Here is an 18,985-nt window from a genome sequence, read left to right as displayed (position 1 = left end):
TGGCTTAACCGCCGCCCTCATCCTCGCCGCTGCGGCCGTGCTTCCAGTAACCCCGGATGGTGGCGTGGGCGCGCGGAACTCCCCGGTCGTTGAACAGCCGCTGGCGAAGCCGTTGCATCGACGCCGCTTCGCCGGCGGCCCAGAGACGCGCGCCGCCAGGAAGGTCCACGTCTGCGAGCCGGTCAGCGAGTGCAGCGCCCGGGACTTTTCCTTCCTGGTCGACCCAGTGGATCGCGCATCGGGGATGGTCCGGCAAGCGAGGACGGGAGCCCGCGTCGGCGATCTCGAGGTAGACCGCGACATCGACGTCCGTTGCCGCTTCGAGGATCTGGCTGATCGCAGCGGTAGCGGTCTCGTCGCCGCCGAGAACAAGGGTCTCGGCCTCGGCGTCGATCGAATAACCGCGAGCAGGCCCCGAAACTGCAGCCGGTGAACCGTCGGCCGCGTCGGATGCCCACCGTGCCGCGGCTCCGTCGCCGTGGACAACGACATCGAGCTTCAGGAGCCGGCCACCTGATTCGTGATGGCGCGGTGTGAGCGTGCGAAGTACGGGGCGGCTACCGCCGGACAACTCGAAGCGGTTGCCGTCCCAGCTCGGTAATTCCAGATCGTGGGGGCGCTCCGGATCCGGCAGCAGCACCCTTACGCTCGAGGCCGGTTGGGTCACTTCCAGGCTCGTCAACGGCTCTCCCTCGAGGGTCACCCTGACAAGCCGGGGAGTCAGCCAATCGCGGCCCACGACTTCCGCGACCAAGAAAGGAGGAGGGGGGCGGCGCGCTGAGCCGGCGGTCACCCAGTCTCCTTCGCCTGGCGGACGTACTCGGCGGCACCGGCCATGAATCCGGCGAGGTCCGAAGACTTCACCGACACGAAGTCGGCGAAGTAGGAGGGGACGTACACCTGATGGAGGTCGTTGTCGAGACCATCGATCACTGCGCCGGCCACCTCCGACGCGGGGATCGCGTCCACACCCGCGACGAGAGGGTCGTTGTCGGGCAAAGTGAACAGTTCGGTGTCGATGACTCCCGGATAGACGACCAGGACCTTGACACCGGATTCCCAGAGATCGATGGCCATCGCTTCCGAGAAAGCAGAGAGTGCAGCCTTTGAACCGTCGTACGCGGCTTCACCCGGCGAGCTGAGCACGGCGGCCACCGACGAGATGTTCACGATCCTTCCGAAGCCGCGCTCCACCATCGACGGCAGCAGAGCAAGCGTCAGTCGGACCGGCGACAGGTAGTTGATCGCCATCACCCGGGTGACCGTGTCAGCGTCGAGCTTGGTCACGTGTCGACGCTTGGGAATCCCGGCGTTGTTCACCAGGACGTCGATACCCCCGAATTCCTCGGTCACCTCGCCGGCGAGGCGATCCACTTCTGGAGGGTCTGCCAGGTCGCACACCCACATGCGCGAGTCCGGCGAGTAACGCCGGCAACGATCAAGTGTCTCGGCCAACCGGTCCTCGCGGCGCGCGCACACCCCAACCACCGCACCGCGCTGGGCAAGAGCTTCTGCCAACGCCGCGCCGATACCCGATGAGGCCCCGGTAACCAGAATCCGCTGGCCGTTGAAATCGAAACCCACTGGTCACCCTCCACAAGGATCCCCGAGACCGGTGCCCGGCCCGGACTACACCGGCGCATCATAAGTTGACCTGGCAGGAGGCAGGTGGGACAGCGACAAGGAGGCAACCACCCGCTGCATCCGTCCGCCGCCAGCAACCCTGTGCTATCTCTAGAAGGGTGCCGTCCGAGGCAACGGTCATTATCCGGGTGCTGATCGGCACAGCTTTGGGATTCGTGCTCGGCTTCGAGCGGGGAGTGCGCGGGTCGGCCGCCGGCGATCGGACTTTCTCACTGGTCGGTGCGTCGGCGGCGGCGGTCACCGCGCTCTTCTACAGAAGTTCGCCGCAAGCGGTGGCAGGCGTGGTCACCGGAATCGGCTTCATCGGTGGCGGTGTGGTTCTGCACGGCCAGGGCACCCTGATCAGGGGGGTGACCACGGCGGCGACGGTTTTCGCCACCGCTGCCGCCGGTATTCTCGTTGGAGCGGGAAGACCGCTTGCCGCGGTGGTGCTGGTGCTGTTGTTGCTGATGATCCTGGAGATTCGCTTCATGCCGGGTCTGCGAATCTTGGATTCCCAGCACTATCGGGGACGCTTCCAGCAGGACGACCAGCCGCCACCGACGTAAGGCTCAGCGTTCTCGCGCGGCTGCAAACAGGACGCCGGGTCATCCGGTGGGGAACTATGTTCTGTTCGGGAGGGAGGACTTGGCATGGAGTCTTTTGCGGGAATGAGGGCTGTCGTCACCGGCGGCGGGTCGGGAATGGGACGCGAGCTAGTGATACAGCTCGCCACCGCGGGATGCTCGGTCGCGACGTGCGACGTCAACGGTGCGGCGGTAGCCGAGACGGCCGCGAGGGCAGAAGCAGCAGCGCCCGCCGGGACGAAGGTAACGACGCACACCTGCGACGTTTCCGACGAATCGCAAGTCCTCGCCTTCCGCGACCAAGTGGTATCCGCTCATGGCGACGTCCTCGAGCTGCTGTTCAACAATGCGGGCATCGGAGGTGGCGGGAGCCTCATCACCGACAGCAGAGAGGACTGGGAGCGGACGTTCGGTGTCGACTTCTGGGGCGTGTACTACTGCACCCGCGCGTTTCTCCAGCACCTGATCGCCGCAGAAGAAGCAGTCCTGGTCAACACGAGCAGTGTCAACGGGTTCTGGGCATCTCTCGGTCCCGGTATGCCTCACACCGCCTACAGCACTGGGAAGTTCGCGGTGAAGGGGCTGTCCGAGGCGCTCATAGAGGACTTCCGGGTCAACGCACCTCACGTCCGGGTGGCCGTCGTGATGCCGGGGCACATCGGAACCGACATCGTCGCGAACTCCCGCCGTTACCTGGGGAGGCCCGAACCTGACGCGCTCACCGAGACCGACCTCGACGAGGTCCGGAGCCAGATCGCCCGCAGGGGCCTACCAGCGGACCAGTTCACGAGCGACCAACTGCGCGAGGCGATGAAGATGCTGGAGGAGGGGTTCCGCGACAACGCGCCACTCGACGCGGCCGGCGCGGCACGCATCATCCTGGACGGCGTACGAGAAGGAAAGTGGCGGATCCTCGTCGGGGAGGACGCCCACCGCCTCGACGAGTCGGTACGAGCCGATCCCGAGGGAGCGTATGACCACAAGGGCGTCGGGATAAGCCCGCTTGCGATGGGATCGAACCTGGCCGCCGATTAGGAGCCGAGTAGAACCGGTCGGATCTAATCGGTTCTGGCGTCTGCTAGTAGCACCCCTTCGACACCCACCACCCGTGCGAGCTTGCCGACTATGCGAGGAAGCGCGTTGTAAGCCTCCTCTTCGTGCAGAAGGCGGGGACCGGACAGCTGGTAGTGCCGCCGCCGGTGCTCCAGGCCGCCACCATCCCCGGCCAGAAGGTTCTGAACCCAGTCGCTGTTCAACCCGTAGCCGACGATCATCGCGAACCCCCCGGGAGCTCCGAACACGAGCACGGGCGTCCGGTACCGCGTCCCGGTTCGCCTTCCGGAGTGCTCGACGATCCCGTGGCCCGGGATTATGCCGGCGTAGCGCCTCTGGATCGGGTTGACAATCCGCCGATTTATGCGGGCCAGCCGCCTGGGCAAGTGCATGACGGGCCTTCCGAGTTGGAAATCAACCGCCCCAACGGAATCTGAGAGTCCAAGCTAGCCCGCTCCTTCCTGGCCCCGCTCCGCGAGCTCCCGGAACTGATCCGGAACCCGGGCGACTTCTGAGAACACGACAGTCGCGTAACCGACCGCCTCACGTCCGAACTTGTCGCGGACCGCATCGACCGACCGGTCGAGCGCCCATCGCGCCGCTCCGGCCGGCGTCCCCGGCCGGAACCTGTCGCTCCCAACCCGAATCGGAATCTCGAGCTGAAGCGACTCTTCACCGACCAGGTTCGAGACAGATACTGCGAGCAGGGTTATCTCCCGCTCGTCGGGATGATCGGCGAGTGCGGCGGCGACCAAGTGGACGCCCACCTCGGTGAGCGTCAGGGTCGACGAGATCGGCCTTGCGAGCGTGATCGAACGGGTCACCGATCGGAGCCGCACGAAACGCACCCGGGCCGTCACCGTTCTACCGGCGCGGCGCGCCGCTCGGAGCCTGCCGGCGACCCGGTCCGCCAGGTAGCCGAGTATCTCTCTCAGCAGCGGGTCCGTGATCCGGCGCCGGCCAACCGCGGCTTGGGCGCCGACCGACTTCGCCGGCCTCGGCCGCTCGACCTGCCGGGGGTCGATGTTGGCGGAGAGTGCAGCAATCTTGGAGCCCGTCGCTCTTCCGAGGACATGCTCGAGGATCGGGCTGTCGGTCGCCGCGAGCTCGCCGATCGTCCGGATCCCGAGCGATGCCAGCCGCTCCCGGGTCACCGCGCCGACTCCCCAGATGAGATCGACCGGTAGCGGATCGAGGAACGCCCGCTCCGCCTCCGGCTCGACCACAACCAATCCGTCGGGTTTGGCGACCTGCGATGCGATTTTGGCCAGATGTTTGGTCCGGGCCACTCCGACCGACAGCGGAAGGCCGAACTCAGCTCTGACTTTCTTTCGGATCGCAGCGGCGATGTCCCCTGGGGACCCGAACAGGTGGACGGCGCCGGCAACGTCGAGGAACGCTTCGTCGATCGAGATCCGTTCGACCAAGGGCGTGAAGTCGTGGAACACGTCGACGACCAGATCCCCCAAGCGCCGGTACTCGGCGAAGTGGCTGCCGACGAACTCCAACCGGGGGCACAGCTGCTTCGCCATCCAGCCGGCCATGCCGGCCCGAACCCCGTCGACCCTGGCTTCGTACGACGCCGCCAGGACCACCCCGCCGCCAACCGCGATCGGCCGCCCGCGAAGCGCCGGATCAAGCAGCTGCTCGACCGACGCGTAGAAGGCATCGAGGTCGGCGTGGAGGATGGTCGCCGTGCCTGCTGGCACACCCCCACGTTACCCGAACATTTGTTCGGTCACCCCAAGGTAGTGATCTCGTTCGGCTAACTGTTTCGGGCGTAGCAGACTGAACCAAGCATGGTCGCCCCTGCCACCGCGCCGCAGGTCGCCGTTCGGCACCGCCTGCCGACTCTCCCTCCGATGCTGTCGTCCTTGCGACCGTCGTGGTCGAAGCCGGCGGCCTTCCGAGCGGTTCGGGCAACGCTCGTCATCCCCAGCATCTTCGCCTTGACCTACGTCGTCATCGACGACATCCAGATGGCCACCTTTGCTGCCTTCGGCGGCTTCGCAACTCTGGTTTTGGCCTCGTTCAACGGGACACGGAGGACCAAGCTCATCGACCATCTGATTCTCGGTGTGGTGGGCTCTGCTCTCTTGGTTATCGGGACCGCGGTCACGTCGAACACCGCGCTGGCGGTCGTCGTCACCATCCCGGTCACATTCGTTGTGCTCTTCGGCGGCATCGCCGGCCCCAACGCCGCCTCAGGGGCGACCGGAGCCCTCCTCGCCTACGTACTGCCCGCGGCTTCTCCAGGAACAGTGAGCATGATCCCCTCCCGCCTGGAGGGTTGGTGGCTGGCCACCGGGGCGGGCACGTTGGCGGTGCTCCTCCTTTCTCCAAGGCCGGCGTCCGACGCGGTAAGGGTCGCGGCCGCGGATTGCTCGGAGGTTCTCGCCAAGTCACTCGATGCCGTCCGGGAGGGCGGGGACACCCGGGGAACGGCCGACCATGCGCTCGCGTCGAAGCACAGACTGATCGGGGTATTCGCCTCGACTCCATTCCGTCCGACGGGTCTGGCGCAGGCGGACCAGGCGCTCGACCATCTCGTCGAGACGCTGGAGTGGGCCACCACCCTGGTCGTCGACCTAATTCGCGAAGGCACCGACCTGACCCCCGCGACCGCGGTCAACCAGGATCTGATCCGTCTTTCGTCGGAGGGCCTCCACCACATAACGGCCCTGCTTCGAGGCGGGACATCCGAATTCGACGTGACCAGATTCGACCGGCCTCTGGACTCGAGCGCGGCGGAGGTCGCCGCGATGGATCGAGACCAACAGTGCGTCGAGCGAGACGTCCACCTGTCGTTTCACGCCCGGATGATCGCGAGTGCAGTTCGCAACGCTGTGGATCAGGCGCAAGGCGCCAGCCGGCTCGTCCGCCGATCAGAGACGCGGATAGCCGACGTCGTCATGTCCGCGGGGGACCGGGCCGCCGGGCAGGCATCTTTACGCTCCGTCTGGTTCTTGAACAGCATCCGGGGTGCCGTCGCGCTGGCCGCGGCAGTAGCGATCGCGGATCTTGTGCACCTCCAGCACGGATTCTGGGTCGTGCTCGGAACCCTCTCGGTTCTTCGCACCAATGCTGCCGCTACCGGGTCCACCGCGCTGCGAGCGATATTGGGAACCGCCATAGGTTTCTTTATCGGGGGAGGACTGATAATCGGCATCGGTACCCACACCGCTGCGCTTTGGGCCGCGCTTCCCATTGCGATTCTGATCGCGGCCTACACACCGGGAACCGCGCCGTTCGCAGTCGGTCAGGCTGCGTTCACGGTAACGATCAGCGTCCTCTACAACATTCTCGTTCCGGTGGGGTGGAAGGTCGGAGTCCTCAGAATCGAGGACGTCGCGATCGGCGCGGGGGTGAGCGCTGCCATTGGCCTTCTGTTCTGGCCGAGGGGCGCCACTGCGACGCTTGCGAACGACCTTGCCGAATCGTTCCATCTCGGAGGGCTCTATCTGGTCCAATCGACCGCATGGGCGGTCGGATCCCGAACCACTCACCCCGACGCTCGGTCGCGAAGCGCGACCGCCGCTGTCAGACTGGATGACGCACTGCGGGGCTTTCTGGCCGAGCAGGGCACCAAGAGGGTCCGGAAAGAGCACGTGTGGCGCATGATCGGATCGACACTGTGCCTGCGCCTGACCTCCCAGTCATTGGCCGACCTTCCACCACCGCCCGATTCCATCGACGAGACCCGCCACGCTCTTGTCGGAGAGGCCACCTGGCTGGCCGAGCGTTGCGACTACATAGCCGACCGGTTAAGGACGCCGTCGCACGCCGGCGCCGAGGATTCGTCAAGCGCTCTTGGAATTGAGATGGCCCCACTGCACCCCGACTCCGGCTACCTGCTATGGGTGCACGAGCACATCGAGCACATGCGGCGCCGGCTGGTCGACCTCGTGGAGCCGGTCGAAGCCGTGGTCGCTGCGAGAGCCCTCCCGTGGTGGCGGTGACCAAGACCCTGTACATGCTGCGTCATGCCAAGTCGGACTGGTCCGATGGCCGGCTGGCCGATCACGACCGTCCCTTGGCCCCTCGCGGCGAAAGGGACACCAGGCGGATGGGATCGTTCATCGCGCAAATTCGCCCGCGGCCCTCGTTGGTCCTGTGCTCTTCAGCCAAGCGGGCCCGCCAGACTTGGACCGAGATCGCCGCGGCGCTCGATGAGCCGATCGAGCTGCACGTGGAGGAGGACCTCTACGGAGCGAGCGACGTCGACCTTCTGGCCCGGGTCGGCCGCCTTCCCGAGAGCGTTGACTCCGCAGTCCTTGTCGGACATAACCCGGGGATGCAAGACCTGGCGATCGAGCTGGCCGGCGGCGGGGATGAGGACGCCATGCGGCGGTTGGCCGAGAAGTTTCCCACCTGCGCACTCGCCAGCCTGACCGTGGAAGGCGCGTGGAAGGATGTCGTACCTGGTTCCTGTCGCTTGAAGTTGCTCGTGACTTCGAAGCAGCTGCCCGACTGATCCGCTCAGGCGGGGTCGACGATGCGGCAGGGTATGTCGGCGTCCTCGTCGAGGTGCCAGCTGGCACAGATGCGGTGATAGCCGTCCGCCACGATCAGGGCCACGTCCTTCTCACCGTTGCCGCGCACCAAGAGGATAGGAGAGAGGGCAATCCCGGACTTGACCTTGGCGAGATCCTTGGCGACGTGGACGTTGTCAGGGGGGAGCATCTCGAGGCGACTGGCCCTGAGAAGATCCTTTGCCTTGCGGTGCATGGTCGGTGCCGACTTCAACGCCGCCACCATTTCGTCGACCGCTGAGTCGGCGAACAGCAGGCTCAGGTAGTCGGAGGCGGCGGGGAAGTCGTGCTCGTCCGGCTCCGATTTCCAGTGCTCTTTGCTCATCGCCTCCAGCCTGCCCGGTTCAGGCAGTGGCCGGCGACTGTCCCAGGTTCTTGAAGCTTGGCAGGCCCAGCGGGAAGCGCTTGTTGCCGGCCGGGTCCTCCGGCTTGCAGGCCGCCACCGGGTAGCCGGGTTCGTATCCCTCCGGCTGTGCACACGGCGCGTTATCGGCAGCAGGTGGGGCCCATTCGGCTGGCGGAGCCCACTCGGCCTGCTGCCATTCCCCTTCGGGTGCGACATCCTCGGCATCATCCTCGGGGCGTGGGACAGGCCGGTGCGCCCGGCCCTTCCTGGTCTTCTCCAACTCCTCCATCCGCTGCCGGCGCTCCTCCTCGTACTGGGCGGTGCGGAAGTCGGTGAGGAACGACATCAGAAGCCCGGAGTTGACGTTCTCCCCCGCCGGATCCAGCTGTGACTCATCTTGCGGTTCGACTTCGGGCACGCCCGGCTGCGCAGCCACCGCCCAATCTCCAGCGCCGGTGAAGCCGAAATCGCCGGATGGTTCGTCGTTCAGATACACGCGTTCAGCACCCCGGTAGAGTCAACCTCGCCACTGAATCGACGAGGGGTGGTTGGATCACCTTAGATAGATCGCATTCGGGATCACCAGCGTTAACGCGGCTCTTCGTAAATTTCGTGTAGGCGGCCATCAATCGGCAAATTCGGTCATTAACGGCCGAAGCTCTCAGGCGTCGACCAGCGACCTGGCCTTGTGATGGTGGGCCTCGAGATAGCGGCGGGTCATGAGCAGTGCGGCAATTCCGTCCCCGACTGCCGAGCCGAGTTGCTTGGTCGAACCAGCACGCACGTCGCCAGCCGCGAACACACCAGGCATCGACGTCTCCATCGTGGGACTCGTCACGAGAAAGCCGCCCGAATCGCGTTCGATCTCGTTGCCCAGGAATTCTGAGTTCGGCTTGAGGCCAATGAAAACGAACGCGGCCGCCGCCGGAAATCGACGCGTGTCGCCGGACGCACGATCGCGCGCCACCACGGCTGCGAACCGTCCTCGCTCCCCCTCGAGCTCCACGATGTCCATCCCGGTGTGAACCGTGAATTGCGGATCGGACTTCACCCGTTCCTGCAGGATCGGCGTCGCCGAGATGTTCGACCTGGTAAGTACCCGCACCCGCTTGGCGAACTCGGAAAGGTGGAGTCCCTCCTCGAGCGCCGAGTTGCCGCCTCCGATGACCACGACTTCGTCGGCACCCTTGTAGAACGGCCCGTCGCAAGTCGCGCAGAAGTGCACGCCTGCACCAAGCAACTCGTCCTCTCCGGGGACGTCCAGCCGGCGGTACGCGGAACCGGTTGCGATGATCACCGCGTGCGAGGTCAACTCCTGTCCTGAGCTCAGCGACGTCACCAGATCATCCGCGTCGTGACGGACTCCTATGACCGATACCGCGGATAGCAGCTCGACCCCGTATCTCCGCGCCTGCGCCACGAAACGATCCGCCAGCTCGCCGCCGGATATTCCGTCCGGAAAGCCCGGATAGTTGTCGATCCGGTCGCTTATCCCGGCCTGGCCTCCGAGTGCGCTCCCGTCGACCACGATCGCGTCGATGCCCTCGCGCGCGGCGTAGATCGCCGCGGCCAAACCCGCGGGACCTCCGCCGACGATGACCAGGTCGTAGGCGGCGCGCTCAGCTTGAAGTGGCAGCCCGATTCGCCTTGCAAGAGCCTCGTCGCTCGGGTTCACGTCGTGGGTTCCGTCGGGGTAGACCACGGTCGGGATGATCTGCCCGCCGTCCTGAAGTTCCTTGAGCCGCTCGACCGCCTCGGGGTGCTCATCGACGTCGACGTTCTCGTATTTGATCCGGTGCCCCGCGAGGAACTTCTTCACCCTCTTGCAGTGCGGGCACCATGCCGCGCCGTAGACGCTCATCATTGGGCCAGTTTCTTCAGGGCCAGCATCTGGTGGGCCAGAATCAGCGGAAGCCATCCCCGCCGAGCCTATTCCAGTGCGTTATGCGACCCCGTAGCGCTCGGCGTACTCGGAGAACCTTTCAGCTATCTCCTCCCGCGCACTCTTTATACCATCACGGTCTGGTCAACAGGCTAGGTACCGGGGTTGCGGCGGCTCCTTCCGTTCAAAGGGGGTACCCGGCTCGCGAAGTAAAGCAGCAGCCCTGCCGCCACCAAGGCGAGCGAACCGAGGGCCAACCAACGTGAGTCGAAGCCGGTGAAGGCCAGCGATCCGTTGTGACCCGTAGCAGCGGTCGGGCGGCCATGTGACGGTTCGCTTGAACCGGTGAGACCGGCACCCCCCGTCGTCGTGCCGGGAGGGTTGGTGGTTGCGACCGTGGTGGGTGGCTCGGTCGTGGTCGTCTGAACAGTGGTGGTCGTTTGAACGGACGTCGTGGTCGTGCAGCCGGTGTGTGCCGGGTTGCTCTGGCCGATGCCGTGATTTCGGTCGCATTCATAGCCGGCATTGTGGTCGCTGCCTCCGGGCTGCTGCCCAGGGGGAGTCTTGTTGTCGGCTTTGCCCACGCAGCCGGCGCAAGGTTTGCCAACTGACCTGCCGTTGCCATTGCCGTTCAGCGACGGGCTTCCGTCACGAGTGGATATGTAGACCTTTGGATTCCCGGGCGAACCGGGGTTGGCTCCGTTACCAGTCAGGTCTGCGTTCGAATACGGCTGAGGCTGGTTATTGCTCGCTTGGGTCGTACCTGCTTGTGGAGCGGTCGTGGTGCTGTCACGCCCATGCCCATTCGATTGGCCGTTCGCCGTGGCGGTGTGATGCCCTTCCGCGGAAGCGATCGAGGCACCAGTGAACGAAAACGCGGCGAATACGACAAAGATAAGGGCCAAAGCCCTCAAGTTCCTTTTCATTCGAAATCGCCCTTCTGGCACGCCCGGGAAGCGCGCCAATATCTACGGTCGCGCGCCAGCTGCAATAGGACCAGTGACTGTGTCCATTAGTCGAAATGACTTTGTCACTAGGCCTCATTACGAACGAATGAGTTCGCTCACATGTCCGCGATTTGCGCGGAACCGGCGTTAGTCTCTGACGCGCAATACCGCCCTAAGCGGTCAGGTGCTCCTCCGTAACCTCGCCCCCGACGACATCGATGGCCAGTGCCGGCATGGAGGTATTTCCCCGCAGGCGGACGTCGTAACTCCCTGCTTGAAGGCCGAAAAACAGGGCTGCGTATACTTCGCGACCGTCCCTATTGCCGCGACGTCGCCGGATCGCGGTGTGCTGACCGTTCCATTCCGACGCGTGCGGTTTGATCTCCAACTCAGCGCCGTCGTGCACCCCTTTTGTATAAATCACGGCGGCACCGATTTGCTCGCCTAGCTCGAGAACCGCAGGACCGCTACCTCGCGCCGGTTCAGGGTCCGACATCTTCGATCTATCCGGTCAGAGCGTCGGCAGTGTGCGCGTTGTAACCGCTGTGCGGCGTTCCGAGATAGGGGAACGCCGGTAGGTAGTTCTCGGTGTTGTTGGCGCGGACGTCGTTGGGCCCGGTTATCAACCCGAACTGCAGGCCACCGGCGCCGGGCACCAGCTTGATCACGCCGTCCGGGACGAAGCTGCCATCGACAAGAGGGATGCTCGCCCCGGCAACTGCTCGCAGCTCGATGGTCGCAACATCGTCGAAGACCCGCCGGCCGTTGGGGAACCCAGCCAGGTCGCCCCCGAGCACCCCGAGGCAACTCGGATTGTGGATCGTCGGTGGGATCGCCATGTTCAGCCGCAACAGGTCCGCCTGGGTCGCACCGGTGAAAGTCTGAAAGTTGGGCACGATCCCGCCTGGGATGCCGGTCATCAGGATCGCGGCGAGGTCGAGGCGAGGCTTTTTGTAGGCACCCAGGTTCGGAAACACCCCGGGGTACAGGGAGGGCAGCAGGGCAGCGAGGCCCGGGCTGGTCACGAACTCGGCAAACTGAGCGTCGTTGCTCGGCGGTTGCGTGTTCCAGTAGTCCTTCTTCGCCAAGGGAATCAGCAACTCGTTCACCAGCGGATTCCCCAGTCTGGACACCTGCCGGAACGGACCCGCATTGAAGAAGGTGCCGCTGTCCTCGTCTATCCCGCGGATCTTCTGCCGGCTCGCGGTCGTCCAAACGCCGATGGCCGCTCTGGGATCAGCCGGCCCGGAAGGCTTCGCGCCGTCGTGTGTGAGCCGACGGATAGGAACCTGGATCGCGAGCGAGTGGACGTTAACCATGTCGGTTGAGTTCACGCCGGGCATCGCGGCGAGGGAGCTAAGGGCGTGGGCCGCTTCGAAAGGCCGGATGTCCCCAAGATCGAAGACGGCCCCCAGATCTACGTAGAAGCCTTCTGCGCGTTGGCCGGCGAACACGTTGAGGCCGGTGACCGACTTGTTGTGCGCGAGCGCGGCCGTCACCAGCGCCGGATAATCGGGTGTTGAAAGAGGCCCGATGTTGCACGGAGGTACGAGAAGGTGACTGCCGAGCACCCTGGCTTCACCGTGCCGTACCTCGGTGAGGGTGAACGTCTGCGGACGACTCCAAGCCGCGCTCGGCAGGGAAGTGATCGGACCTGTGTTGTAAAGAAAGAAGCTCGACGCGGCGGGAGTGAGGTCAGTGTCGAAACGGAACTCGTAGGTGATGTCCGCGTCACCGTCGCCGTCGTTGTCGACGTGGATCGCATACAGCACGTCGTCCCCGAACTCGAAGAAGTTCGGCCCACCATCGGGTCCCTCGAGGGGAATGTAGTTCGCGATGAGTGTCACTGTGTCGGGAACGTCTGGGCTGACGAACGCGTACAGGTCGGTGCTGTCCGCAACAGGATCCTTCGAGATCTCAGGTGCTTCACGATGCGATGACATCGGTGTGTTCTCCTTACTTGAGCGGTTCGTTGCTCGAGCGCTTGGTTGCACTCATGAGCGCCAATGAGCCAGTGCTAGTGAGCTCTCAACGAGAGGCTCGGTACAGGCGGGCTGCCAGCCCCGGGTCCTTGAGGATCACCTGGCGCTCGCCTTCGTAGAAGCTGATCTCACCCGATCGGAGATCGGTGATGTGGGCCACAAATGGCCCGGTGAGCTCGCCTGCGGCCGCCTCACCCTCGCTTGCCGCCCCCTCGATCTCGGGGGCCTCGGCGGGTGCCGCCTCGAGTATCGAGCCGAGACCGGGTACCGCGGTAGCCACGCTGCCCGCAGCTAGTACAAGTGAGCTCTTGGTCAAGAACGATCGTCTGCTTAGACCTGGCATGCTCCCCTTCTCCCACGTTCGCTGCTCGTCACTTGTTCGGTGCCACCTCAGTTCTGGATGAAGATCAGGTCGGGCGTTCCCCCTGGATCAGTGCCGCCGTGCTCGGAGCGGTTCGACCGCCTTGCTGTTCGGCCGTCACCATGAGCCGGGACACTCCCGGCTCAACACGAAACGCGACGAGGCGAGGGGCGGAGCCGAGCAAACCGAGCGAAACGATCTGCCCGTTCGAAAGTCCCCACATCTGGTAGGTGTGCCGCGCGTCGATCCGGGGAAGGTCGCTCCTGACCCAGTACGCGTTGCCGTCGGGCTGGATGACGACCTGCGCGTTGAGTCGCCCGTCCGCCGACGCGAGCAGGACAGTCGTGTGGTTCGGATCGAGCGCCGCGGCCGCGGCGGCCTGCTGGAGCCCGCCGGCGCTCACTGCGTTGCGAAGGTTGTCGACGCGGTGTTGCAACCGGATGGTCGACACGCCGAGCAGCCCGATGATGACAGCGGCCGCTGCGACCATCGCGGCGATCACCGGCAGGGACGTCTGGCTTCTCTGCCTGAACTGGAGCACCTTCGGCGCCTTCATCGGCGACGGCGCTCTTTCCACTTGACTTCGTTCGAATGCGAGCTCCGAAGCCAGGCGATCCCATACGTCCGGTGGAGCATCACCGCCCAGGTTCCCGAGCAGAGCCGCGGTCTCCCGGTACCCGGAGATCTCTGCTCGGCATCGCGGGCATTCCGAGAGGTGCTCTTCGATGACCGCGGCTTCGCCGGGATCAACTGCGTCCAGGGCGTAGGCCCCGAGCAGCGACTGGACCTCGCCATGGGTCATCACGGTTCTGCTCCGGTCGGGTTGACGCCAGACAGGCTGACCTGGAGTCGGCGGAGGCCTGCACGTATGCGGCTCTTCACGGTTCCCTCGGGCTCGCCCAGCAATGTCGCTACTTCTCGGTAAGTGTGCCCGCCGAAGTAGGCGAGCTCGATAGGACGGCGCTCGTCGACGGGGAGCTCACCGAGCGCGGTCTTGACGTGCTCGGCGAGGGTGAGGTCCCACACCTCCAGCTCTAGGTCGTAGCCCGACGTTGCGGTCCGGCGGGCGTCTTGCTCCTCCCTCCTGCGGCGCGAGGTTTCGGATCGGACCTGGTCGACGGCCCGCCCGTGCGCGTCTGCGAGAAGGAATGACCGCAGGGATCCCTTCTCGGGATCGAAGCGCTCCGGTTCGTGCCAGATCCGCACGAACACTTCTTGGACGACTTCTTCTGCCCGGGCGTCGTCGTTCAGCACTCTTCGCGCCAGCCCGTATACCGCCCCCCCGTGGCGGCGGTAGACCTCGGCGAGGGCGTCTTCCCTCCAGCGTGCAATAGCGACGATGAGTGCGGCATCCCCAGCATCGTGCACCTCCGATCTGGCCACTGAATTCAAACGTTACGAGTGGAAAAGGGGTTGCGAGTGAAGTTCGGGCCGAAAGTGCAGCGCGCCGGTGCCCGCCCCCCGTGGGGCGGGCACGACGTCGTTTTGAGACTCTCGGTCACGCTGCCTGTGGCTCGGCCATCCCGGCACTAGTCCACGACCGCTTCGGGCTGTACTGATAGTTGGTGATCAGGCTGACCGCGAGGACAGCCGCTCCGGCGACGATGTAGAACACGGTCAGTCCGGTGTCGGAGTTGTTGAAGTTCAGCGCGAACGGGGAAACGACCAGAAGCGTCGCCGCGAGGTAGTCGCCAGCCGAGTGCACGGTAAACGGGAGCACCTTGAACACTCCCAGCGGGTAGCGGGTCAGCATGCTCACCACGAGCACGACCGCTCCGATGACGACGCCGGCTCCGACGGCCTTCCCCGAACCGCCGGCGACGGCGGCGACGATGATCAACGCGGCGGCGACTGCGTAGTCGGCGATGGCATGGAACCAGGCTGGGAGTAGGCGGAAAATCGACATCGTGGACCTCTCTGATCGGGGTGCGTTAGCTGCCTGTATTCGGAGACCGCCAAGGATCTGGATGACTCGTGGGTTGGTACAGTCCGTTAGCCCAGCTAACCCCAGGGGGAACAGATAGGAATGCCCACGCGACTCCAGCAGGCCGCAGTGCTCGACCTCCAGACCCACGGCCAGGATCTGCCGTGGCTGCTCTCCTACTGGGCGGATCGTCGCCCTGACCATCCGGCGTTGATCTGGGACCCCCCAGGAGGCCCGGTACGGCAGTGGACCTACCGGGAGATGCACGACCAGGTGTGGCGCTTCGCGGCCGGCCTCGAACGCCGGGGCATCACCAAAGGCGACCGGGTCCTGATCCACGCCGACAACAGTCCGGAGTTCGTGATCTCCTGGCTCGCCTGCACAGTCGCGGGCGCGGTGGCCGTCACAACCAACACCAAGTCGGTCGCCGCGGAGATCCGCTTCTTCATCGAGAAGGCCGATTGCGTGGCGGCCGTCACCGAACCCGCTTACGCATCATTGGTTGCCGAGGCTGGTCCCGGCCTGAAGTGGATGGTCGTTACCGGCGACCCAGTAACTGATGACCGGGCCGACGACCGGTTCGACTCGATCTTCGCCGAGGAGCCGTTTACCGGTCGGGCACCGGAGCCGATGCTTCCGTTCGGGATCATGTTCACGTCCGGTACTACGAATCGCCCGAAGGCCGTGGTGCACACGCATGCCAACGCGATCTGGGCGAGCAGGCTGGGGTCGCGCAACATCGACATCGGCCCGGACGACCGGTACCTCATCTACCTCCCCTTTTTCCATGTGAATGCCCAGAGTTGGTCGTTCTTCTCGGTGCTCGGCGTCGGTGCCACCGCGGTCCTGATGCCGAAGTGGTCCACGAGTCGCTTCTGGGAAGTGGTCGCCCGGCAGCGGATCACCCACATATCGCTTATGCCGTTCTGCATACCTGCACTCGCATCGCCCGACCGGCCCGCCGAGACCGACCTGCGCGTTGGAGTGTTCGGCGCGATCGTCCCGGACTGGGACCGCCAGTTCGGCCTGTCGGTCTACGCCGCCTACGGCATGACGGAGACGGTTACCCACGCAATAAACGGCAAGCCGTCCGAGCCGAACCTGCCGGGCACGATGGGCCGGGTCGCCCACGGTTACGAGATCGCAGTAGTGGACAAAGACACCGGCAGGCTGTGCTCCGAGGGCGAGCCCGGTGAGCTCTGGCTCCGCGGTACGAGAGGCATTCAGCTCTTCCTGGAGTACTTCGACAACCAGGAGGCCAACGACGCCGCCTTCGAGGACGGGTGGTTCAAGACAGGGGACATCGTTGTCCAGGGCCCCGGCGGGAACGTCTTCTATCGCGAGCGGGACAAGGACCTGTTGAAGGTCGGCGGCGAAAACGTCTCCGCCCGCCAGGTGGAAGAAACCGTCGGCCGGGTTCCCGGTGTCGGCCAGGTGGCAGTCGTCGGCAAGCAGCACGACTTTCTCAGCCAGGTAGTGGTCGCGTTCGTGATCAAGGCTCCAGGGGCACCCGACGATGCGGTTCTGGAGCAGCAAGTAATCGCCGCCTGCGAGGAGAGCCTTGCGGACTTCAAGGTTCCCCGGGCGGTCTACTTCGTGAACGAGTTCCCTACCGGGACGCTGGACAAGCTCCTCAAGAACAAGCTGCGGGAGATCGCCGACGAGCAGCCGGCCGTGTAGCCCGGCGGTCCCAGTGGGAATAGCCTGGGGAGCATGAACGCGGAACAGTTCGACAAGGTCAAGAGCGCCGACGGGTTCATCGCGGCGCTCGATCAGAGCGGCGGGAGCACGCCGAAGGCGCTCGATCTGTACGGAATCCCCGAGGACTCCTACTCGGGCGACGCGGAGATGTTCGAGCTGATGCACGAGATGCGGACGCGGATCATCACCAGCCCGGCATTCAACGGCGACCGGATCCTTGGGGCGATCCTCTTCGAGAGGACAATGGACTCCGACATCGAGGGGCGAGGGTCGGCCGACTACCTGTGGTCGGTGAAGCGGGTGGTCCCGTTCGTCAAAGTCGACAAGGGGCTGGCGGACGAAGTGGACGGCGTGCAGGTGATGAAGCCGATTCCCGACCTCGAGCCGCTGCTAGCTCGCGCGGTTCAGAAGGGCGTGTTCGGGACAAAGATGCGGTCGTTTATCAAGCTCGCCGACGACGCGGGCATCAAGTCCATCGTCGACCAGCAATTCGAGCTCGCCCGGGTGATACTGAACGCGGGTCTGGTCCCGATCATCGAACCGGAGGTCGACATCCGCAGCCCCCAGAAGGCGGAAGCGGAGCAGCTGCTGAAGGCTCGAATCCTCGAGCAGCTCGAAGGATTGGTTCCGGACCAGCAGGTGATGCTGAAACTTTCGATACCGGACGTTGACGACTTCTACTCCGACTTCGTCGCCCACCCCAAGGTCCTGCGCGTCGTCGCTCTCTCCGGTGGTTACACGCGGGAGGAGGCCGACGCCAGGCTGACTCGCAACCACGGTGTGATCGCCAGCTTCTCTCGCGCCCTCACCGAAGGCCTCACGGCGCAGCAATCGGACGCCGAGTTCAACGCGACCCTCGACACCTCGATTCAGAGCATCTTCGAGGCCTCGAGAACCTAGCCCTCGAGCGCTCGTAGACTTCGAGACGTGTCAGAACCAGATCCTCATCCAAGGCCAAAGCCGAGTCTCGGAGCGGCCAGGTCGAACTGGAGCACCTACGAAGCACCCTTCGCCACGAAGCTGCGCATGGCCATCCAGAACAACCTGACCAAGATCCGAAATCGCCAGGACTGCTGCGGGAATTACGGCCAGCCAGGCTGTTGAGTGCAGGCACCTTCGCCCGGTCCGGGCGAATCCGACAGCCACGACCACGACCATAACCATCACGATGACAACCACAGGCACAACCACGGGACTGGCGATCCTGGATGAGAATGTCCGGCCGTGCACGGCTGGGACTACTTCTGGCTCGTCCTCGCCGGCATAGGCGGAGGCCTCACCGGTAGCGTCGCGGGACTGGCCTCGGTGGTCAGTTACCCGGCCTTGCTCGCAGTCGGCCTGCCACCGGTGAGCGCGAACGTGTCCAACACGGTGGCGCTTGTCTTCAGCACTGTCGGATCGGTGGCAGGTTCCCGCCCCGAGTTGACCGGGCAGCGAGCCAGGGCCCGGCGTCTAGCGGTCAGCGCATTGCTCGGCGGCGCCGTCGGTGCGACACTCCTCCTTCTCACGCCGTCGGATCAGTTCGCCAAGGTCGTGCCGTGGCTGATCGGAGCAGCTTCGCTAGCCGTTCTTCTCCCTCGATCTAGACACGACCTCCCGACGGTTGCTGATACATCGGCATGGGAGCTCAGCCTGACGGTCTTCGTCATTGCCATCTACGGCGGGTACTTCGGCGCCGCGGCGGGAGTCCTCCTGCTGGCCGGCCTCATGATCATGACCGGCGAGAGCCTTCCGCGTAGCAATGCCATGAAGAACCTGCTCCTCGGTTTGGCCAACGCCATCGCAGCTGTGGCGTTCGCAGTGTTCGGACCCGTGCACTGGCTGGCCGTTCTGCCTCTGGCCGCCGGATTCCTGATAGGCGGCAGGACCGGCCCGGTTGTCGTCCGCCATGCCCCCACTGCGCTTCTCCGGATCCTCATCTCTCTTGCCGGTTTAGGGCTGGCCGTGCACCTCGGCCTCGATGCGTACAACTGATGCCGGTGGATCCGGACTGCAATAATCCGTGCAGGAAGGGAGGACGGGGGGATGACAGAACAAAGAGAAGCAC

General features: G+C 64.9%; 22 protein-coding genes. 8 read left to right on the top strand and 14 right to left on the bottom strand.

Annotated elements, in window-relative coordinates:
• Positions 1–4: 4 nt before the first annotated feature.
• Both VFZ97_05380 and VFZ97_05375 read right to left on the bottom strand, forming a co-directional pair.
• A complete protein-coding gene (locus VFZ97_05380) occupies positions 5–793 on the bottom strand; it encodes a siderophore-interacting protein (GenBank protein HEX6392851.1) in 789 nt (262 codons plus the stop codon).
• Positions 790–1,584, bottom strand: a complete 795-nt coding sequence (locus VFZ97_05375) for an SDR family oxidoreductase (GenBank protein HEX6392850.1) — start codon at positions 1,582–1,584, stop codon at positions 790–792. The genes VFZ97_05380 and VFZ97_05375 overlap by 4 nt, the downstream gene beginning before the upstream one ends.
• Positions 1,585–1,742: 158 nt before the next feature.
• On the opposite strand from VFZ97_05375, the gene VFZ97_05370 reads away from it, so the two are divergent.
• Together VFZ97_05370 and VFZ97_05365 are read left to right on the top strand one after the other, a co-directional pair.
• Entirely contained in the window at positions 1,743–2,192 is a 450-nt protein-coding gene (locus VFZ97_05370) for an MgtC/SapB family protein (protein ID HEX6392849.1), read from the top strand.
• An 84-nt stretch (positions 2,193–2,276) separates the two neighbouring features.
• Positions 2,277–3,245: an SDR family oxidoreductase gene (locus VFZ97_05365; GenBank protein ID HEX6392848.1), complete on the top strand. Its 969-nt coding sequence runs from the start codon at positions 2,277–2,279 to the stop codon at positions 3,243–3,245.
• A 23-nt stretch (positions 3,246–3,268) separates the two neighbouring features.
• Here the strand turns inward: VFZ97_05365 and VFZ97_05360 are convergent, their stop codons facing one another.
• Positions 3,269–3,655, bottom strand: a complete 387-nt coding sequence (locus VFZ97_05360) for a nitroreductase family deazaflavin-dependent oxidoreductase (protein HEX6392847.1) — start codon at positions 3,653–3,655, stop codon at positions 3,269–3,271.
• Positions 3,656–3,709: 54 nt separating this feature from the next.
• Positions 3,710–4,972: a DNA polymerase IV gene (gene dinB / locus VFZ97_05355; GenBank protein ID HEX6392846.1), complete on the bottom strand. Its 1,263-nt coding sequence runs from the start codon at positions 4,970–4,972 to the stop codon at positions 3,710–3,712.
• Between the two features lie 90 nt (positions 4,973–5,062).
• Between dinB and VFZ97_05350 the strand changes: the two genes are divergently transcribed.
• Complete coding sequence (locus tag VFZ97_05350; GenBank protein HEX6392845.1) at positions 5,063–7,222, top strand: FUSC family protein; 2,160 nt, start codon at positions 5,063–5,065, stop codon at positions 7,220–7,222.
• Positions 7,219–7,737: a histidine phosphatase family protein gene (locus VFZ97_05345; GenBank protein ID HEX6392844.1), complete on the top strand. Its 519-nt coding sequence runs from the start codon at positions 7,219–7,221 to the stop codon at positions 7,735–7,737. The genes VFZ97_05350 and VFZ97_05345 overlap by 4 nt, the downstream gene beginning before the upstream one ends.
• 5 nt (positions 7,738–7,742) lie before the next feature.
• Here the strand turns inward: VFZ97_05345 and VFZ97_05340 are convergent, their stop codons facing one another.
• The 10 genes from VFZ97_05340 to VFZ97_05295 form a co-directional block, all read right to left on the bottom strand.
• Complete coding sequence (locus VFZ97_05340) at positions 7,743–8,120, bottom strand: hypothetical protein (protein HEX6392843.1); 378 nt, start codon at positions 8,118–8,120, stop codon at positions 7,743–7,745.
• Positions 8,121–8,139: 19 nt separating this feature from the next.
• On the bottom strand, positions 8,140–8,637 hold the full coding sequence (locus VFZ97_05335; protein HEX6392842.1) for a hypothetical protein: 498 nt from the start codon (positions 8,635–8,637) through the stop codon (positions 8,140–8,142).
• A 165-nt stretch (positions 8,638–8,802) separates the two neighbouring features.
• Complete coding sequence (locus tag VFZ97_05330; GenBank protein HEX6392841.1) at positions 8,803–10,002, bottom strand: FAD-dependent oxidoreductase; 1,200 nt, start codon at positions 10,000–10,002, stop codon at positions 8,803–8,805.
• Positions 10,003–10,175: 173 nt separating this feature from the next.
• Positions 10,176–10,949: a hypothetical protein gene (locus tag VFZ97_05325; protein ID HEX6392840.1), complete on the bottom strand. Its 774-nt coding sequence runs from the start codon at positions 10,947–10,949 to the stop codon at positions 10,176–10,178.
• Positions 10,950–11,142: 193 nt separating this feature from the next.
• Positions 11,143–11,466 carry a hypothetical protein gene (locus VFZ97_05320; GenBank protein ID HEX6392839.1) on the bottom strand — a complete coding sequence of 108 codons (324 nt, stop codon included), beginning with the start codon at positions 11,464–11,466 and terminating at the stop codon, positions 11,143–11,145.
• A gap of 7 nt (positions 11,467–11,473) precedes the next feature.
• A complete protein-coding gene (locus VFZ97_05315; GenBank protein HEX6392838.1) occupies positions 11,474–12,913 on the bottom strand; it encodes a DUF4331 domain-containing protein in 1,440 nt (479 codons plus the stop codon).
• An 85-nt stretch (positions 12,914–12,998) separates the two neighbouring features.
• On the bottom strand, positions 12,999–13,295 hold the full coding sequence (locus tag VFZ97_05310; protein HEX6392837.1) for a twin-arginine translocation signal domain-containing protein: 297 nt from the start codon (positions 13,293–13,295) through the stop codon (positions 12,999–13,001).
• Positions 13,296–13,359: 64 nt separating this feature from the next.
• Positions 13,360–14,115, bottom strand: a complete 756-nt coding sequence (locus tag VFZ97_05305; protein ID HEX6392836.1) for an anti-sigma factor — start codon at positions 14,113–14,115, stop codon at positions 13,360–13,362.
• The gene (locus VFZ97_05300; protein HEX6392835.1) at positions 14,115–14,696 is read right to left on the bottom strand and encodes a sigma-70 family RNA polymerase sigma factor; all 582 of its coding nucleotides are present in this window, start codon (positions 14,694–14,696) and stop codon (positions 14,115–14,117) included. The genes VFZ97_05305 and VFZ97_05300 overlap by 1 nt, the downstream gene beginning before the upstream one ends.
• 115 nt (positions 14,697–14,811) lie before the next feature.
• On the bottom strand, positions 14,812–15,219 hold the full coding sequence (locus VFZ97_05295) for a hypothetical protein (GenBank protein HEX6392834.1): 408 nt from the start codon (positions 15,217–15,219) through the stop codon (positions 14,812–14,814).
• 120 nt (positions 15,220–15,339) lie between these two features.
• Between VFZ97_05295 and VFZ97_05290 the strand changes: the two genes are divergently transcribed.
• The 4 genes from VFZ97_05290 to VFZ97_05275 all read left to right on the top strand — a co-directional run bounded on the left by VFZ97_05290 (position 15,340) and on the right by VFZ97_05275 (position 18,912).
• Positions 15,340–16,917, top strand: coding sequence for an AMP-binding protein (locus VFZ97_05290; protein HEX6392833.1), 1,578 nt, complete (start codon positions 15,340–15,342; stop codon positions 16,915–16,917).
• Positions 16,918–16,950: 33 nt separating this feature from the next.
• Complete coding sequence (locus VFZ97_05285; protein ID HEX6392832.1) at positions 16,951–17,838, top strand: fructose bisphosphate aldolase; 888 nt, start codon at positions 16,951–16,953, stop codon at positions 17,836–17,838.
• Between the two features lie 27 nt (positions 17,839–17,865).
• Positions 17,866–18,042, top strand: coding sequence for a hypothetical protein (locus tag VFZ97_05280; GenBank protein ID HEX6392831.1), 177 nt, complete (start codon positions 17,866–17,868; stop codon positions 18,040–18,042).
• A gap of 120 nt (positions 18,043–18,162) precedes the next feature.
• The gene (locus tag VFZ97_05275; GenBank protein HEX6392830.1) at positions 18,163–18,912 is read left to right on the top strand and encodes a sulfite exporter TauE/SafE family protein; all 750 of its coding nucleotides are present in this window, start codon (positions 18,163–18,165) and stop codon (positions 18,910–18,912) included.
• Positions 18,913–18,985 lie beyond the last annotated feature (73 nt).

Source organism: Acidimicrobiales bacterium (assembly GCA_036378675.1).
Taxonomy (GTDB): Bacteria; Actinomycetota; Acidimicrobiia; order Acidimicrobiales; family Palsa-688; genus DASUWA01.
This window is presented reverse-complemented; position numbering and strand designations above follow the sequence as displayed.